Annotated in this window: 17 protein-coding genes; 3 read left to right on the top strand and 14 right to left on the bottom strand. The window is 70.8% G+C overall.

Translation table 11 applies throughout. From position 1 onward, the window contains the following. Window positions 1–71: 71 nt before the first annotated feature. The 6 genes from atpH to rdgB form a co-directional block, all read right to left on the bottom strand. Window positions 72–623, bottom strand: coding sequence for an ATP synthase F1 subunit delta (gene atpH, locus B1759_RS14545; RefSeq protein ID WP_095515779.1), 552 nt, complete (start codon window positions 621–623; stop codon window positions 72–74). Window positions 624–698: 75 nt separating this feature from the next. Then, complete coding sequence (atpF, locus tag B1759_RS14540; RefSeq protein ID WP_095515778.1) at window positions 699–1,208, bottom strand: F0F1 ATP synthase subunit B; 510 nt, start codon at window positions 1,206–1,208, stop codon at window positions 699–701. Window positions 1,209–1,321: 113 nt separating this feature from the next. Then, window positions 1,322–1,549, bottom strand: a complete 228-nt coding sequence (gene atpE, locus B1759_RS14535; RefSeq protein WP_095515777.1) for an ATP synthase F0 subunit C — start codon at window positions 1,547–1,549, stop codon at window positions 1,322–1,324. Between the two features lie 91 nt (window positions 1,550–1,640). Beyond that, window positions 1,641–2,885 carry a F0F1 ATP synthase subunit A gene (gene atpB / locus B1759_RS14530; protein ID WP_143537404.1) on the bottom strand — a complete coding sequence of 415 codons (1,245 nt, stop codon included), beginning with the start codon at window positions 2,883–2,885 and terminating at the stop codon, window positions 1,641–1,643. Window positions 2,886–2,890: 5 nt separating this feature from the next. Beyond that, window positions 2,891–3,199 carry an ATP synthase subunit I gene (locus tag B1759_RS19375; protein WP_143537403.1) on the bottom strand — a complete coding sequence of 103 codons (309 nt, stop codon included), beginning with the start codon at window positions 3,197–3,199 and terminating at the stop codon, window positions 2,891–2,893. 170 nt (window positions 3,200–3,369) lie between these two features. Further along, complete coding sequence (rdgB, locus tag B1759_RS14525; protein WP_095515775.1) at window positions 3,370–3,966, bottom strand: RdgB/HAM1 family non-canonical purine NTP pyrophosphatase; 597 nt, start codon at window positions 3,964–3,966, stop codon at window positions 3,370–3,372. A 216-nt stretch (window positions 3,967–4,182) separates the two neighbouring features. Here rdgB and rpsU point away from each other — a divergent pair, with 216 nt between their 5' ends. Then, a complete protein-coding gene (gene rpsU / locus B1759_RS14520) occupies window positions 4,183–4,374 on the top strand; it encodes a 30S ribosomal protein S21 (RefSeq protein WP_233134428.1) in 192 nt (63 codons plus the stop codon). Between the two features lie 96 nt (window positions 4,375–4,470). On the opposite strand, the gene B1759_RS14515 is transcribed toward rpsU, so the two are convergent. The 7 genes from B1759_RS14515 to B1759_RS14485 all read right to left on the bottom strand — a co-directional run bounded on the left by B1759_RS14515 (window position 4,471) and on the right by B1759_RS14485 (window position 14,900). Continuing rightward, window positions 4,471–5,757: a glutamate-5-semialdehyde dehydrogenase gene (locus B1759_RS14515; RefSeq protein ID WP_095515773.1), complete on the bottom strand. Its 1,287-nt coding sequence runs from the start codon at window positions 5,755–5,757 to the stop codon at window positions 4,471–4,473. Then, on the bottom strand, window positions 5,757–6,866 hold the full coding sequence (gene proB, locus B1759_RS14510; RefSeq protein WP_095516005.1) for a glutamate 5-kinase: 1,110 nt from the start codon (window positions 6,864–6,866) through the stop codon (window positions 5,757–5,759). The genes B1759_RS14515 and proB overlap by 1 nt, the downstream gene beginning before the upstream one ends. Window positions 6,867–6,882: 16 nt before the next feature. Then, window positions 6,883–7,422 (bottom strand): hypothetical protein, encoded by a 540-nt coding sequence (locus tag B1759_RS14505; protein ID WP_095515772.1) that lies wholly within the window; start codon window positions 7,420–7,422, stop codon window positions 6,883–6,885. A 5-nt stretch (window positions 7,423–7,427) separates the two neighbouring features. After that, entirely contained in the window at window positions 7,428–11,249 is a 3,822-nt protein-coding gene (locus B1759_RS14500; RefSeq protein ID WP_095515771.1) for a multifunctional oxoglutarate decarboxylase/oxoglutarate dehydrogenase thiamine pyrophosphate-binding subunit/dihydrolipoyllysine-residue succinyltransferase subunit, read from the bottom strand. Between the two features lie 160 nt (window positions 11,250–11,409). Beyond that, the gene (locus B1759_RS14495; protein WP_143537402.1) at window positions 11,410–12,375 is read right to left on the bottom strand and encodes a hypothetical protein; all 966 of its coding nucleotides are present in this window, start codon (window positions 12,373–12,375) and stop codon (window positions 11,410–11,412) included. A gap of 235 nt (window positions 12,376–12,610) precedes the next feature. Next, window positions 12,611–13,882: an ABC transporter permease gene (locus tag B1759_RS14490; protein WP_095515769.1), complete on the bottom strand. Its 1,272-nt coding sequence runs from the start codon at window positions 13,880–13,882 to the stop codon at window positions 12,611–12,613. A gap of 82 nt (window positions 13,883–13,964) precedes the next feature. Further along, the gene (locus B1759_RS14485; RefSeq protein ID WP_095515768.1) at window positions 13,965–14,900 is read right to left on the bottom strand and encodes an ABC transporter ATP-binding protein; all 936 of its coding nucleotides are present in this window, start codon (window positions 14,898–14,900) and stop codon (window positions 13,965–13,967) included. A 100-nt stretch (window positions 14,901–15,000) separates the two neighbouring features. Here B1759_RS14485 and B1759_RS14480 point away from each other — a divergent pair, with 100 nt between their 5' ends. Next, window positions 15,001–15,576 carry a hypothetical protein gene (locus tag B1759_RS14480; RefSeq protein ID WP_095515767.1) on the top strand — a complete coding sequence of 192 codons (576 nt, stop codon included), beginning with the start codon at window positions 15,001–15,003 and terminating at the stop codon, window positions 15,574–15,576. 28 nt (window positions 15,577–15,604) lie between these two features. Here B1759_RS14480 and B1759_RS14475 read toward each other — a convergent pair whose 3' ends face one another. Continuing rightward, on the bottom strand, window positions 15,605–15,898 hold the full coding sequence (locus B1759_RS14475; RefSeq protein ID WP_095515766.1) for a hypothetical protein: 294 nt from the start codon (window positions 15,896–15,898) through the stop codon (window positions 15,605–15,607). Window positions 15,899–15,989: 91 nt separating this feature from the next. Here B1759_RS14475 and B1759_RS14470 point away from each other — a divergent pair, with 91 nt between their 5' ends. Beyond that, the gene (locus tag B1759_RS14470; protein WP_095515765.1) at window positions 15,990–16,271 is read left to right on the top strand and encodes a DUF4290 domain-containing protein; all 282 of its coding nucleotides are present in this window, start codon (window positions 15,990–15,992) and stop codon (window positions 16,269–16,271) included.

Below are 16,271 nucleotides of genomic sequence, written 5' to 3'. Positions count from 1 at the left end.
TCGTGTTACGTGTTGCGTGTTTCGTACCGCGTGGCGACGCTGAGGACGCGGCACGCAATACGCAACAGGAATCAGTTCAGACTGACGGCGGCGCGCTCAGCGAGCTGGCCGCGGAGGGTGTCGAGCTGGTGCTTGACGCTGCGGTCGTAGACGACGTCGCCCAGCCGGACGACGAGGCCGCCGATGAGCGACGGGTCGACGCGGAGGTCCATGCGGACCGTCGAGCCGGAGCGGGCTTCGAGTGCCGCCTTGAGGCGGTCGGCCGCGTCCGGCGACAGCGGGGTCGCAGTGCGGACGAGCGCCTCGACCGTGTTCGTCCGCTCGTCGCGGAGTTGGCGGTAGGCGTCGAGGATGGCCGGGATCTGGCCGTCGCGCTGCTTAGACACGAGCAGCTTCAGGAAGCGCAACGTGAGGTCGGAGACCTTGCCGTCGAAGAGGCGGCTCAGGATGGCCAGCTTCTTGTCGTGCGAGACGACGGGGCTGGTCAGCGCGACCTGCAGGTCCCGCGAGCCGGACAGGGTCTCCGTGAGGAGCGCCACGTCGGCGTCGGACGCGTCGAGGGCGCCCATGGACTGGGCCTCCTCGGTGAGGGCCTGGGCGTAGCGGCGAGCGACGGGGTCCATAGGAGTTCGGAGTTCGGGGTTCAGAGCTCGGGGTCGTCAGAGGCGAACTCTGGACCCTGGACTCTCAACTCGGAACTAGTTCTGGGGCAGGTCGGCGATGAACTGGTCGACGAGGCCGCGCTGCTGGTCCGCGTCGATCTCCTTGCGGAGGATCTTCTCGGCGGCTCCGACGGCCAGGGCGGCCACCTCGGCGCGGAGCTCGGAGAGCGCCTGCTGCTTCTGGCGGTCGATGTCGGCCTCGGCCTTGGCCTGGCGCTCGGCCAGCTTGGCGTCGAGGGACGCCGTGGCGGCCTCCGACTGACGCGTGGCCTCCGCGCGGGCGTCCGCGAGGATGGACTGCGCCTGCCGCTCGGCGTCGCGCCGTGCCGATTCGTTGTCGGCCTGGAGTTGCTTCGCCTCGGCGAGGGCGCGCTCGGCGCGGGTGATCGACTCCTCGATCGTGCTCTCACGCTCCTCCAGGGCAGACGTGATCGGGCCCCAGGCGAACTTGCGGAGCAAGATCATCAGGAGCAGGAACGCGATGCCGAGCCAGATCGCGAGGCCGAAGTTGGCCGAGAGCAGGCTGGCGGCGAGGACGAGAGCCATCGGGAGAGCGGTCTAAGGGGTAGGGTCGGGCATGATGCACGGCCCCGCTCTCTGGCGGGGCCGTGCTCCCGGGCACGGTCGGTCGGGCCACTGAGGCGGCGGCCCGGGGCGACCTAGGCGATCGCCATGAGGATGCAGACGATCAGGCCGAAGAACGTGGCGCCCTCGATGAGCGCGGCGGCGATGATCATCGTGGTCCGGATGTCACCGGCAGCCTCGGGCTGACGGGCCGAGCCTTCGAGGGCGGCGGCGGCGAGACGGCCGATGCCGAGGCCGGCACCGAGGACGCAGAGGCCGGCACCGAGACCGGCGGCGAGGTAACCGAGAGCGATGGACTCCATGAGTCGAGAGGGTTGGGTGGTGTGGTCTAGAAGAGGGCGAGACGCCCGGGAGTGCGGCCGAGGCCGCTGCGGCGGATGCCGCGGGGTGTGGTTACGCGAGGGCGGCTTCCGTGCCGACGGTCCGCTCGCTGATCTTGTGAGGCTCGTGGAACCCGTTCGACTGCGACACCGCGATGTCGTGCGTCGTCAGGCCGTGGTCCTCCGAGTGATCGTGGTCGTGCTCGTGCTCGGCGGTCGCCATCCCGATGAACAGCGCCGAGAGGATCGTGAACACGTAGGCCTGGATGAAGGCCACCAGCAGCTCGAGGGCGTAGACGAAGAGCGTCAGCCCGAGCGCCGGGATCGAGGTGCCGTAGCCCGCCGCCTCGTTCAAGCCGCCCACGATGAAGATGAGACCGATCAGGTTCAGGATCACCAGGTGGCCCGCCGTCATGTTGGCGAACAGACGGACGGCCAGGGCGAACGGCTTGGTGAACAGGCCCAGGATCTCGATCGGGACGAGAATCGGCTTGACGAACCACGGGATGCCGGGGGGCCACAGAATGTGCATCCAGTAGTCCTTCGTTCCGGCGGCCTGGGTCAGCACGAACGTGAACAGGGCCAGCACGGTGGTCACCGTGATGTTGGCCGTCGCCGTCGCGCCGAAGGGCATCAGCCCCAGCAGGTTACAGATCAGGATGAAGAAGAAGACCGTCAGCAGGTACGGCAGGTACCGGTCGGTCTTGGCGCCCAGGTTGGGACGGGCGATCTCGTCGCGGACGTAGATCACCATCGCCTCCAGCATGTTCTGGAGCAGGCCACGCGGCGCGGACGTCCGCCCGACGCCCTTCTTGTACTTGCCTGCCATCGGGACGAACAGCAGGAAGAGGACGCCGATGGCGAGGAAGATGAACACCAGATGCCGCGAGATGGACATGTCGACCAGGATCTCGGCTCCGCCGGTCGCGACGAGGTGCGCGTCGTAGGGCGCGTCCGCCGTCACGCCCTCACCGAGGATTTCCTCGCGGTTCGCCTCTTCCAGTCCCTCGACGGTCAGCGCGCCCTCCTCCGTGTGGGCCTCGTCCGCGTGCTCGCCCTCCTCGTGCGCCTCGATCATGTACTCGCCCGACGCCACGGCGGCCGTCGACGAGCCGTAGAAGTCGAATCCGATGGAGCCGTCGCGACGCGTGACGAACAGGCGCGGCAGCTCGACCTTGCCGATCGGCGAGAAGTCGAGGTAGTAGCCGTCGGACGTGTGATGGACAGCGTCGAGCGTCTCGCCATCGCCCGCGGCGAACGCGGGAGAGGAGACGCTGAGGGCGACCGACAGGAGCAGGGCGAGACGAGCGATTCGCATCGGAGCTAGGCGTCGGCTGGGGGCTGGGAGGTGCCGGAGGAGCGGCTGAACACGATGGCGATCTCGGCGAGGAGGCCGCACACGAAGAGGAAACCGAGGCCGATGATGAACGCGCCCCGGTGCACGGGCAACAGCGCGAGCACCGCCGCCACAGTGCCGAGGATGACGACCATCCGGACCACCATGCCACCCAGCACGAGATGCAGGGCCTTGCCGGGCTCTCCGGCCATCGCGATACGCGCCGTCCATGCCGCTGCCACCGCGTTGATCGCGCCAACGAAGGCACCGAGGAGCAGGCTGGCAGTGACGGTCATCGAGACGGCGAGATCCGGACGGAGGTATGGCGGGTCTCAAAAGCTAGTCAGCCGCTCTGGCAGGCTCCCCCAAGCCGGGGTGAAGACCGGCAGCCCGGAGGGTGAAGAGGGGGCAAAGTGGACCCCTATACAGGCTTTCCGCACCTGCTCATCCCCGCGTGGTTCTGGGGCTACGCACCGCGGTCGTCCTGCCCAGCCAGCCAGGCCACGAACGCGTCGAGCGCGCGGCCTCGATGGCTGATGCGGTTCTTCTCGGCCGTCGACATCTGCGCGAAGGTCCGTCCGTCTCCATCTGCCGGACGAAACAGCGCGTCGTAGCCGAATCCCCCGTCGCCCACCTCTCCCTCGGTGATCACGCCCTCACAGACGCCGTCGAACGCGAGCGCCTGACCGTCCCTGTCGACGAACACGAGCACGGTGCGGAATCGCGCGGCTCGGTCGGCGACGCCGTGGAGGTCGGCGATCAGCTTGTGGCGGTTGGCCGCGTCGTCGGCATCGGACCCCGCGAAGCGCGCCGAGTAGACGCCGGGCGCCCCGCCCAGGGCGTCGACTTCGAGGCCGGTGTCGTCGGCGAGAGCGGGGAGCCCCGTGTGACGGGCCAGCGCGCGGGCCTTCTTGTCCGCGTTCCCGCGGAGGGTGTCGGCGTCCTCGACCACCTCGGGCGCGCCGAGGTCGGCGGCGGAGACGAGGTCCACGCTGAGCGGGCCGAGGCGGGCCTGGAGTTCGGCGACCTTGCCGGGGTTGCGGGTGGCGAGGACGAGGCGCATCGGAGGAGAGGGGGGCACGGAGGGAATCTGACACCCTTCTCCCTTCTACGCCACCGTCGCGAGCCGGAACCGTGTGGCGAGCGTCGCACCCTCCACCCGCTATTCACCGATCCTCGGCCGGGCGTGCTTGGTAGGAGCGCGCTGACCTCCTAGCTTTATCGGCTGCGCTCCGCACCCGCCCGCACCCCTCACTCACAGACAGGTATCGCCTTGGCCATCGGCATCAAAGTACGCGACAAGGAGTCCATCGACCGCGCCCTCCGCCGCTTCAAGCGGACCGTCAACCGCGCCCGCGTCCTCCGGACGTACCGCGAGAACATGGCCTACACGAAGCCGTCGGCTGTGAAGCGCGAGGAGCGCAAGGAGGCCGCCAAGAAGGCCCGCCGCGCCAACCGCCGCCGGTACTAGGCACTGAGCTACAGCCTCGTCGGCGGACGCCGCTGACGGGTCGCCACCCGCCTCGGGCTCGGTCCGGGGCGGGTGTTTTGCGTCGGCCGAGTGCGGTCAGGCGTCGGCGCGCGGCGGAACGGCGTGCCGCGTCTCCCCCGCCCCGTGGACGACGAACTTCTGCGTCGTGAGTGCCTCCAGGCCCATCGGCCCGAAGGCGTGCAGCTTGGTCGTCGAGATGCCGATCTCGGCGCCCAGTCCCAGCTCGCCGCCGTCGGAGAAGCGTGACGAGGCGTTGACGAGCACCACCGAGGCGTCGGCCTCACGCACCCAGCGGCGGGCGTTCGTGACGCTCTCGGTCGCGATGACCTCGGTGTGGAGTGAGCCGTACGTCGCCACGTGGTCGAGCGCCTGGTCGAGGTCGTCGACCACGCGGACGGCCAGGATCGGCGCCAGGAACTCTGCCTCGTAGTCCGCCTCGGTCGCCTGCGGGACCGTGTCGCCGAGGATCTGGCGGGTGCGGTCGTCCCCACGGAGCTGACCGCCGTTCGCGGTCATCTCGGCGAAGGCACGCGGCAGGAAAGCCTCTGCGACGGACGCGTGGACGAGCAGCGTTTCGAGCGCGTTGCAGACGCCCGGACGCGACAGCTTGCCGTCGAGCAGCAGGTCGAGAGCGACCCCGAGGTCGGCGGTCTCGTCCACGAACAGGTGGCAGACGCCCTTGTAGTGCTTGATGACGGGCACGCGGCTGTGCTCGTCGACGAACCGGATCAGCCCCTCGCCGCCGCGCGGAATGACGAGGTCGAGGTGCTCGTTCATCCGAATGAGGTCCTTGATCGCCTCCCGGTCGGTCGTCGGCACGAGGGTGACGACGGCCGGGTCGATGCCCTCGTGCGCCAGCGCTTCGTGGAGCGCCGAGGCGACGGCGCGGTTCGAGTGGATGGCCTCGGAGCCGCCCCGGAGGACGACGGCGTTCCCGGCCTTGAAGCACAGCCCGGCAGCGTCGGAGGTGACGTTGGGACGGGCCTCATAGATCATCGCGATCACACCCAGCGGCACCCGCATCCGGCCAACCTCGATGCCACTCGGGCGGCGCCGGACGTCGGCGATCTGGCCGACCGGATCGTCGAACCCGGCGACCTCGCGCAGCGCGTCGGCCATTTTGTCGATGCGCTCGGGCGTGAGCGTCAGGCGGTCGGTCATCGCGTCCGACAGGCCGCGCTCGGCGGCCGCGTCGAGGTCGAGTCGGTTGGCGGCCAAGATCTCGGTCCGGCGGCCCAGGAGGGCCTCCGCCATCGCACGGAGGGCGCGGTTCTTGGCCTCCGTGGACAGCGAGGCGGCCTGGCGCGAGGCCGCCTTGCAGGCAGACACGAGGTCGTAGAGGGACGGGTCGAGATCGGACATCAGGCAGGAGGGTCGACGAGCACAAGGTCGTCACGGTGGATGACGGCGGCGGGACCGGCGTAGCCGAGTTCGGCCTCCACGTCGGCGCTGTGGCGGCCCTGGATGCGGATCAGTTCATGGGCGGCGTAGCGCGAGACGCCGCGCGCGAACACCTCGCCCGACTCGGTGGCGACCTCGACCGGGTCGCCGCGGTGGACCTCGCCCGCGACCGTGACGAGCCCCGAGGCGAGCAGCGAGGCGCCGGACTGGCGGAGGGCGCGGGCGGCGCCGTCGTCCACGGTGAGGCGCCCGGCGACAGGCGTAGCGTGGAGAAGCCAGTGCTTGCGCGCGGGCATGGGCGGGTCGAGGGCGCGGAAGAGCGTCCCCTGCAATACACCCTCGGCGAGTGCGCCGAGACGGGTCGCAGCGGTGCCGTCCAGCAGTACCGTGTCGATGCCTCGCGCCGTCGCCTTCTCGGCGGCCTGCACCTTGGTCCGCATCCCCCCGGTGCCGCCAGCGGTCCCGGCCCCGCCCGCCATCGCGCGCACCGCCGCGTCGACACGGTCCACGACGGGCACGAGGCGGGCATCGGGGTACGAGCGCGGGTCGGCGTCGTAGAGGCCGGCCACGTCCGACAAGATCACGAGCAGGTCGGCCTCGGTAAGGACGGCCACGTGGGCGGCGAGGTTGTCGTTGTCGCCCACCTTCAGCTCGTCCACGGCGACGGTGTCGTTCTCGTTCACGACCGGCACGACGCCGCGGGCGAGCAACTCGGCCATGGTCGCGCGGGCGTTCAGGAAGCGGTCTCGGTGGACGAGGTCGTCGTGCGTGAGCAGCACCTGAGCGACGGGGGCGTCCAGCAGGTCTCCCCAGAGCGCCATCAGGCGGGGCTGGCCGATGGCCGCGAGCGCCTGCTTCTCGGGGATGGTGCGGGGCCGACGCCCGCCCGTCGCCGCGAGCCCCGCCGCGACCGCGCCCGACGACACGACCACGACCTCGCGCCCCGCCGCCCGGCTGGTGGTCACGAAGGCCGCGATGGCCCCGAGGTAGCGGTCACTCGGCGGCCCGTCCGGCGCCACGAGTGCGCTGCCCACCTTGATCACGACGCGTCGAGGGGAACGGAGGCGCAAAGCGACGGCCTGGGAGTCAGCCACCGCCTTCGATCTCTGCGACCTGCGCGCCCAGGTGCCGTCGCGCTTCCGCGAGCAGCAAGGCGGGAATCGTGTCCACGAGCGTGCTGCCCCCCTCGGAGAAGAGAACCGCCACGTCCGTGTCAGTGTCGCCCCAGAGGTAGTCGTGGATCACCACGGCTCCGCCCCCGTCCTCCAGGTACGGCGCGATCCCCCGGAGGACGGAGAGGAAGACCATCCACTCGAAGTAGTTCTCGGAGAACAGCGCGACCGAGAGCGTCCACGTCTCGTCGTCTCGCTCCTGCCGGACGTTGCCCTCGACCGGCTGCTCGTCCTCGCCGAGCCACTGATCGAGCACGGCCCCCGTCGGCTCCCCGCTGCCGCGCATCTCGGCCAGTGCCGCGGCGGAGGGAGGCTCCCCATGCATCGGGCGCGTGGCGGCCCACTCCACCCAGTCCGGGAAGTCGGCCGGGGCGGAGACGGGAGACGCTCGGAACGCCTGGTAGGCCGCGGGACGGATCGCGAAGCGCGCGTAGAGCGAGGACGGTTCGGACACGGCGACTAGTCGGCTAGTCCCAGCGCGCCCCGGAGGATCGCCGCCTGCTCGGCCGCGTGGACGCGCGCCGAGCCCGTCGCCGGGCTGGCGGCGGCGCGGCGACCGGCGTACTGGATGCGATTCGAGCAGTCGCCGTTGGCCGCTTCCAGCAGGTCGTCGAACAGCGGCCGCACGAAGGTCCACGCGCCCATGTTGGCAGGCTCCTCTTGGAGCCAGACGACCGGCTTGCCCGCGAACCGCGCCAGCTCCTCGCGGACGGCGGCCTCAGGGAACGGGTAGAACTGCTCCAGCCGCGCCACCGACGCCGAGGCGCCAGACTCGTCGCGCGCCTTGATCGCGTCATACACCACCTTGCCCGAGCAGATCACGAGGCGGTCCGCCTCGGGCTGGTCGCCGGCGATGAACGGCTGGTAGGCGCCGTCGGCCAGGTCCTCGACACGCGTCACGGCCTGCGGGTGACGCAGGAGCGACTTGGGCGTCATCAGAATGAGCGGCTTCTTGGCGTCGCGCAGCACCTGGCGGCGCAGCGCGTGGAAGTAGTTGGCCGGGGTCGAGTAGTTGGCCACAATCAGGTTGTCCTCGGCGCACGCCTGGAGGAAGCGCTCCAGACGGCCCGACGAGTGCTCCGGCCCCTGTCCCTCGTAGCCGTGCGGCAGCAGCATCACCAGCGACGACGTCTGGCCCCACTTGGCCTCGGCCGCCGTGATGAACTGGTCGATCATGATCTGGGCGCCGTTGACGAAGTCGCCGAACTGGCCCTCCCACAGCACCAGCGCCGACGGGTCGGCGACGGTGTAGCCGTACTCGAAGCCGAGCGCGGCGTACTCGCTCAGCAGCGAGTCGTAGACCTGGAAGCGTGCCTGACCGTCGCCCGGGCCGCCCGGCGTGAGGTGGTTGAGCGGCAGGTAGCGGTGCGCGTCGCCCTGGTCGTAGAGAATCGCGTGGCGCTGGCTGAAGGTGCCGCGCCCGGAGTCCTGCCCCGAGAGCCGCACCGGCGTGCCCTCTAGCAGGAGCGTCCCGAAGGCGAGCGCCTCCGCGAGCGCCCAGTCGATGGTCCCCTCCTCGAACTGCTTCCGGCGGCGGTCCACCACGAGGCGGCCCAGCTTCTTGTGGACCTGGAAGTCGTCCGGCAGCGAGACGAGCGCGTCCACGACCGTGCCCAGCGCCTCGCGCGAGGCGGCCGTCGACACGTCGGCGTTGGGGTCGGCGGCCACGGGGACCGAGACCGGCTGGAGGTCCTTGCGCTGCTCGGCGAGGTCCTTGGTCTCCTCGAAGGCGCGGTCGAGGATGCCCTTGAAGTCGTCGAGGATGCCCTCGGCCTCCTCGGGCGTCAGCTCGCCGCGGCGCAGCAGCAGCTCCAGGTAGAGCTTCCGCACCGACCGGTGCGTCCCGATCTCCTCATACATGAGCGGCTGCGTGTAGGACGGCTCGTCGCCCTCGTTGTGGCCGTACTTGCGGTAGCAGACGAGGTCGATCACCACGTCCTTGTTGAAGACGTTGCGGTAGTCCAGCGCCAGCCGCGCCACGCGGACGGCCGCCTCGGGGTCGTCGCCGTTGACGTGGAAGATGGGCGCCTGGATCATGCGCGCGATGTCGGTCGCGTAGGCCGAGGAGCGCGAGTGCATCGGGAGCGTCGTGAACCCGATCTGGTTGTTCACCACGAGGTGGACCGTGCCGCCCGTGCGGTAGCCCTCCAACTGGCTCAGGTTGAGCGTCTCGGCGACCACGCCCTGGCCCGCGAACGCGGCGTCGCCGTGGAGCAGGATCGGCAGCACCCGGTCGCGGAGCAGCTTCTCGCTCGCGTCGGGGTGCGCCTCCAGCACGCGCTGCTGCTTGGCCCGCACCATGCCCTCCACCACCGGGTTGACGGCTTCGAGGTGGCTCGGGTTGGACGCCAGCGTGAGCCGCGTCGTCGCGCCGTTGGGCGACGTGTGGGTGCCGGTCTGTCCCATGTGGTACTTCACGTCGCCCGAGCCCTGGACCGCGTCCGGGTCGACGGTGCCCTCGAACTCGCCGAAGACGCGGTCGTAGGGCTTGCCCATGATGTTGGTGAGCACGTTCAGGCGACCGCGGTGAGCCATCCCGATCACCACGTCCTCCGTCTCCTGGTCGGCTGCGTCCGAGAGGACGGCGTCGAGCAGCGGGATCATCGTCTCGGCGCCCTCCAGCGAGAAGCGCTTGTGGCCGATGTACTTCGTGTGGATGAACTGCTCCAGGGCCTCGGCCTCGTTGAGCTTCTCGAAGATGCGCTTCTTGCGCGCCGTGTCGATGGGCTCGCGGAACTGCTGCGGCTCGATCCGCTCGATCAGCCAGCGCTTCTCCGCAGGGGAGGAGATGTGCATGAACTCGCTCCCGACGTGCCCCGTGTAGGTGTCCCAGAGCGTGTCCAGGATGTCGCGGAGCGTCATGCGGGGGTTGCCCCCCAGCCCGCCGCCGACGCCTGCCATGCCGCCGGTGAAGAACATCCGGTCGAGGTCCCAGACGGTGAGGCCGTAGGAAGCCGGGTCCAGCTCAGTGTGGTTGCGCGGCTCGTAGCCGAGCGGGTTGGTGTCGGCCAGCAGGTGGCCGCGGACGCGGTACGCACGGATCAGCTCGTAGACGCGGGCCTGCTTCTCGACCTTGGTGGCCTTGGCACCGGAGCCGAGCGCCGCCTTACCGAGCGAGGGCGTCGAGTCGGACCGGCCGGTGAATGCCGGGACGTGGAGGCCGAGGCTCTGGAAGATGTCGTCGTAGAACCCGTCGTCGCCGTCGAGCAAGGACGCGATGCGGTTCAGGAACTCGCCCGACTCGGCGCCCTGGATGACCCGGTGGTCGTAGGTGCTGGTCATGGTCATCACCGGCGACAGCCCGAGGCGGGACAGCTCGCTCGCGTCCATGCCCGCGTACTCGGGCGGGTAGCCGATGCCGCCGACCGCCACGATGACGCTCTGGCCGGGCATCAGCCGCGGCACGCTCATCTGGGTCCCGATGCCGCCGGGGTTGGTCAGCGTGGCGGTGGTGCCCGCGAAGTCCTCCAGCGTCAGCTTGCCGCCGAGGGCGCGCTTGACGATGTCGTTGTAGCCGCCGAGGAAGGCCGCGAACGGCATCGAGCCGGCGTCCTTGATGTTGGGCACGAGCAGCTGGCGCTGGCCGCGCTTCTCGATGTCGATGGCGAGGCCGAAGGCCGTCGAGGCCGGGGTGATCCGCTCCGGCGTGCCTGCCTGCTCGCGGAACGCGCTTCGCATCGCCGGGACCGCCTCCATCGCGCGCACGATGGCGAACGCGATCAGGTGGGTGAACGTGACCTTGTTGCCGCCGGTCTTCCGCTGATGGCGGTTGATGAGGCGCCGGTTCTCGGAGAGCAGCTTGACCGGGATCTCGCGCACCGACGTGGCGGTCGGGATCGTGAGGCTAGCCTCCATGTTCTCCACGATCCGCGCGCCGACGCCCTTGATGGCCTTGGACTCGGCGCCCTCGGGCAACGAGATCTCGGGCGCCTCCAGCCGGGCCGGCAGCGCCGCCCCATCGCCGGACGCGCCGTTCGACGCCGGGGCCGTCGGCCTCGGGGCGGGCGCAGAGGATGCCGACGCCTCGCTCGACGTGGCCGAGGCGGGCCGGGTCGGCGCCCCGTCGCCCTGGGCCTTGACGGCCGCGCGGGGCTGGTCCTCGGGCAGGATCATGCGCACCTTGCCGTCCGTCTCGGACGCCTCGGCGCCGAGGGAGGCCGAGTAACTCGGGCCGGGGTCGAAGTCGGCGAAGAACTCGCGCCAGCTCTCACTGACGGACGCGGGGTCCTGGCGGTACTGGGCGTAGAGATCCTCGACGTAACCGCTGTTGAATCCAAACATGCTGGGCGGCCGATGCAGGCCGAAAAGGGGGACGGAGGGCAGCACGCGAAGGTACGCGCCCCCACGCGGGACGGATTCCTGAAGACGCGACGAGGCCCCAAACGCGGACGGGCCGCCCCCGGTGAGAGGGGACGGCCCGCAGAAGCGAGGGGCGAGGGGGCTAGCGGCCCCGGCCGCCGCGGTGCCCACGGCCTCGGCGCCCCTGGCCGTCGCCACCACCGGCCAGCGCGGAGTACACGAAGGCGATGTCCTTCTGGTCCTCGGTGAGCACGTCGTCGCGTTCGCCGCGGGCTTCCCGCATCGTCTCGCGCTGGGCGCGCTGCGCCTCACGGAAAGCCTCCCGGTCGAGTCGGCCGTCAGCGTCGAGGTACGGACGCATGTCGAGCGGCTCGGGCGCGTTGCGGACGCGGTCCAAGCGGCGGGCCTCCATCTGCTGCTTCTGCGCGGCGGTCAGGCCGAGGGCCTGCTCCCGCGCCGCCTGGGCCGCGTCGCGGGACGCCTGCCGCTCGGCCCTCTCTGCGGCGACGTCGGCCGGGAGTACCTCGGCGCTGCGGCGAACGCCCTCCTCACGGAGTGCGCGCGTCTGTGCCAGGAAGGCCTCGTCGGAGATCGCACCGTCGCGGAGCTGGTCGGCCAGCGCCTCCGCCTGGGCGCGTACGTCCGAGCGGATGGCGCGGAGCGCGTCGCGCTGCTCGTCGGTCAGCGTCAGGCGGTCGGCACGGCCCTGCCGGCTGCCGCGCTCCTGGCGACCCTCACGAGCCGTACGGTCCTGGCGATCCCCGCGCGTCGCGCGGTCCCCGCGTCGGCCCTGGCGGCCTTCCCCGCTCCGAGCGCCACTCTCGGAGCGGCGGGCGGTGCGAGCCTCCTGGAGTTGGTCGATCTGGGCGTCCGTGAGAACGGCCGACACCTCGGCGGCGGCGGCCCAGAGGTCGGCACGGTCTGCCTCGGCGTACTCGGTGGCGAGGGCGTCCAGCGAGGCGCTCTGCTGAGTGGAAAGGGTGAGGCCATCCGTGAGACGGTCGAGGCGAGCGTCGAGGCCGCGCGGCTGGGCGTCGGCGGCGGACACGCCGAGGCCGATCAGGACGGCGAGTCCGGCGCGGCGGAAGAACTGAGAAGAGCGGGTCATGGTCGGGGGGAAGTGGGGGGACATGCAGTTGCCGGGACGGTACGCTCCCCCAGCCCCGGTTCGTCTGCCCCGATCCCGATGCCGCACGACCGACGGACACCCGACACCATTCCGCTACAATCGCGGCCGGTTCGAGACGGAAGCCCGGGTCCGAGGACCGAAGACTGCCGCGATGCCCCCGACCTCGGCGCCGAGGCGGAGGCGCTCTCGGCCATGTCCCGAACCCTCCGTGGCCCTACGCCGTCCGCACCCAGCGCCAGAGGTCGGCGAACGACGCCCGCTTGCCGTAGCTCAGGATGCCGACCCGGTAGATCCGCGCCGCGAGCGCGATCATGCCCACGAACGCCCCCGCGAGCAGCACCAGCGACAGCCCGATCTGCCACGCGGGCACGTCCGTGATCGCCATGCGGACCACCATCAGGATCGGCGAGGTCAGCGGGAAGAGCGACAGGAACAGGCTCAGGCCGCTGTCGGGATTGTTAGCGACGAGCGTCAGACAGAGGATCGGGATCATGATCGGGATCACCACGACCGCCTGGAGGCTCTGCGCGTCGGCCTCCTGGTCCACCGCGCTCCCGACGGCCGCGAACACGCTGGAGTAGAGCATGTACCCGCCGACGAAGAACAGCACGAAAGCGACCAGAAGGTCGGGCGAGAGCATGCCCGCCAGCATCTCCGGCCCGAAGGGCACGTCATCGGGCGCCGGACTGGCGGCCGCCTCCGGGGCGAGCGCGAGCAGCAGCGGCCCCACGGCGAGGCTCAGCCCGAACGACAGCACGCCCCACGCCAGCAGCTGCGACAGCCCCACGGCCCCGATCCCGAGCACCTTGCCCATCATCAGCTCGAACGGGCGGACGCTGGACGCGATCACCTCGACGATGCGATTGGCCTTCTCCTCGATCACACCCCGCATCACCATCATGCCGAACACCAGAATGGCGATGTAGAGGAGCAGGCTGAGGAGGTTGGCGAGGAGGTAGCGCCCGATCGCATCGTCGGCCTGGTCGCCGTCCTCGGAGACCGTCACGCGGTCGAGCGGCACGTCCGAGGAGAACGCGGCGACCGCCTCGGGGCTCGCCCCGGCGGCCTCGGCCCGTGCCCGGCGGACGGCCTCCCGGGTGGCGCCGCTCACCCCGCCGCCCGAGTCGAGCCCGCCTCGTGCGAAGTAGCGCGCCCGGACGCCCTCCTCTCCTGCGACGAGTCCGTCCGGCAGCACCAGCACCCCATCCAGCGCACCGTCGAGGACGCGTGCGCGGAGCGTGTCCAGCGGGGCGTCGGAAACGCTCACGTCGGCGGCGTCGCCGAGGGACCGGGCCACGTCCGTGCCCAACGCCGCGTCGCCCACGACGGCGATGCGGTCCACGTCGCCGTCGTCGGAGAACGCGAGCATGGGCAGCGCGAAGACGGCCAGCGACAGCAGCGGCACGGCCAGCGTGGCCACGGCGAACCACACCGAGCGGACGCGCCGCAGGTACTCGCTGGTCGCGATCAGGAGGGTCTTGTTCATGGAGTGCAGTGGCGTGGTTCGTGCTGCGTCGCCCGCCCGAGCCCTGTCGCTCGACCGTGCCGTCCGCGACACGCGATACGGATCAGGCGGCGGACTCGACCGGGGCGATCCCAGCCCCCGCGACGGCCTGCCGGAAGATGTCGACGAGGGGCGGCTCGTGAACCTCGAACCGGTCGACCTCGACGCCGCCCGCCAGCGCCGCGGCTAGCACGTCGCGCGGCGCGGCGCCCGCGAGGCGGACCGAGACGAGGCCGCCGGTCCGGCTCAGCACCCGGACCGCGTTGGCATCGACGAGAGGGTCCAGCCACGTGCCGTCGCCGTCGAACGCCACTGAGACCGTGTCGCGACCGAAGCGCCGCTTGACCTCGCGGAGTGGGCCCGCCAGCACCACGCGGCCGTGGGCCATCAGGCAGAGGTCGTCGCAGAGGGCCTCCACCGACTCCATGCGGTGGCTCGCAAAGAGCACCGTCCGCCCTCCCTCACGCAATTCGCCGATCACCTCGACCAGCAGGTCCGCGTTGATCGGGTCCAGCCCGGAGAACGGCTCGTCGAGGATAACCAGCGTCGGGTCGTGGACGACCGTCGAGATGAACTGGACCTTCTGCTGCATGCCCTTGGACAGCTCCTCGGTCTTCTTGCCTGCCCAGTCCAGCCCGTCGAAGCGGTCGAGCCACCGGCGCACGGAGGCCGTCGCGTCCGCCTCGGTCATGCCCTTCAGACGCGCGAGGTAGACGAGCTGCTCGCCGACCTTCAGCTTGCGGTACAGGCCGCGCTCCTCGGGGAGGTAGCCCATCCGCGCCTGCGAGGCGGGCCCGACGGGGGTGCCGCCGAGCGTGATCGTGCCCTCGTCCGGCGTCGTGATGTTCGTCACCATCCGGATGGTGGACGTCTTGCCGGCGCCGTTCGGACCGAGCAGCCCGAACAGCCGTCCGGGCTCGGCCGTGAACGAGACGCCGTCCACGGCGACCGTTTGACCATAGCGCTTGGTCACGTTTTCGAGACAGAGCGCGGCAGTCATTTGAGTCGGCGGGCGCAGGGAACGGAGCGAGAAGGACGCGGTACGGTCCGGGTTCGCGGAGGTTACTCCGTCCCCCCGGGCGCTGCACCCTTCCCCTCCTATGCTGCGCCTCTTCTTCTCTCTCTCCCTCCTGTCCGTCCTCGCTCTCGGCACCGCGGGGTGCGACTCCGAGGAGAGCCTCCTCGGCGAGTTCGAGGGCCGCATCGCGGTCGGCCCCGAGGCGCGCGTGGTGGACGGCGAGGCCGTCTACACCGTCGTCAACGGCCCCTACGGTCCCGAGTTCGTGATCGGGCTGTTCGTCGGCGACCTCTACGACAGCGACTTCGACGAGTACGACTACGTGCTCTTCCGCCGCCCCGGAGACCGCCCCGGCGTCGGCGCGTACGCCATCGACGACGACCCGACCCGCGCGTTCGGCGCGACCATCGCCCGCGTCGAGGAGGCCGACGAGCCGCTCGACGCGGTCGGCGCGATCCTCAACGGCGTCGGCGGCACGCTGGCGCTGACGCGCATCGACGGCTACGGCTTCATCACGGGCTCCTTCCAGTTCGACGCCCGAGGCGTCATGGCGGCCCCGCCGAACCGGTCCGTCGACGGCAACGCGCGCGGCACCTTCGAGGCGCGCTACGAGCCGCCGTCCGTCTTCCGCCGCCTCGGCCTGGATCTGGGCATCTGAGGCGCCGAGCCGACTCCCCCTCGCGCGCTCAGATCAGGCCTACCCGGTCGTCGGGGATGGGGAGCACGTACTGCGGTGCCAGCGTCTCCTGGTGGACGCCCAGCTGGCCGGTGCCCCGGAAGTCGACGAGGACGTGCTTCTCGGTCTGGCTGACCACCTCGCCGATGCCGTAGAAGGCGGGCGCGGGTCCGTAGTACACCAGTTCGCCGGTCTGGACCTCGGACGCCCGGGCGCGCTTGAAGAACGGCGGCACAACCGGCAGCAGCTCCAGCCGGTACGGCGGGCGCGGGTTCGGGAGCGAGGGGGCGGTCGGGGCAGGCATCGAAGTCCGATCGGGGCGCCACCGAACTGCCGACGGCGCACGGTAGTATAGGGGTCGCTCCTCTCGGGGTCCCCTCTCCCCTCCCCTCTCCATGGTCTACGACCGCCGCATTCTCGACCGCCAGGTCGGCCGCAACGCCCAGCTCTTCGCCGAGGCGACGGGCGCGTTGCCCTCCGCCGAGGAGCGCTTCCCCTACGTCCGCATTCTGGTCGCGCTCATCGAGAACTCCCACCCGGAGTGGAGTCAGGCGCCACAGAAGCCGCAGCAGGTCGCCGAGCTGGCCGTGGCGCTCAGCAACCGGACCCTCGACCCGACCGAGGTGGCCGACGTCGTCCGCGTGCGCGACGAAGAGCGAGGGCTCGGCGCTGCGTAG

This window comes from Rubrivirga sp. SAORIC476, from assembly GCF_002283555.1.
In the GTDB taxonomy this organism is placed as follows: Bacteria; Bacteroidota; Rhodothermia; order Rhodothermales; family Rubricoccaceae; genus Rubrivirga.
Note: the sequence above shows the minus strand (reverse complement) of the source record. Positions and strands in the feature narration are given on the sequence as shown.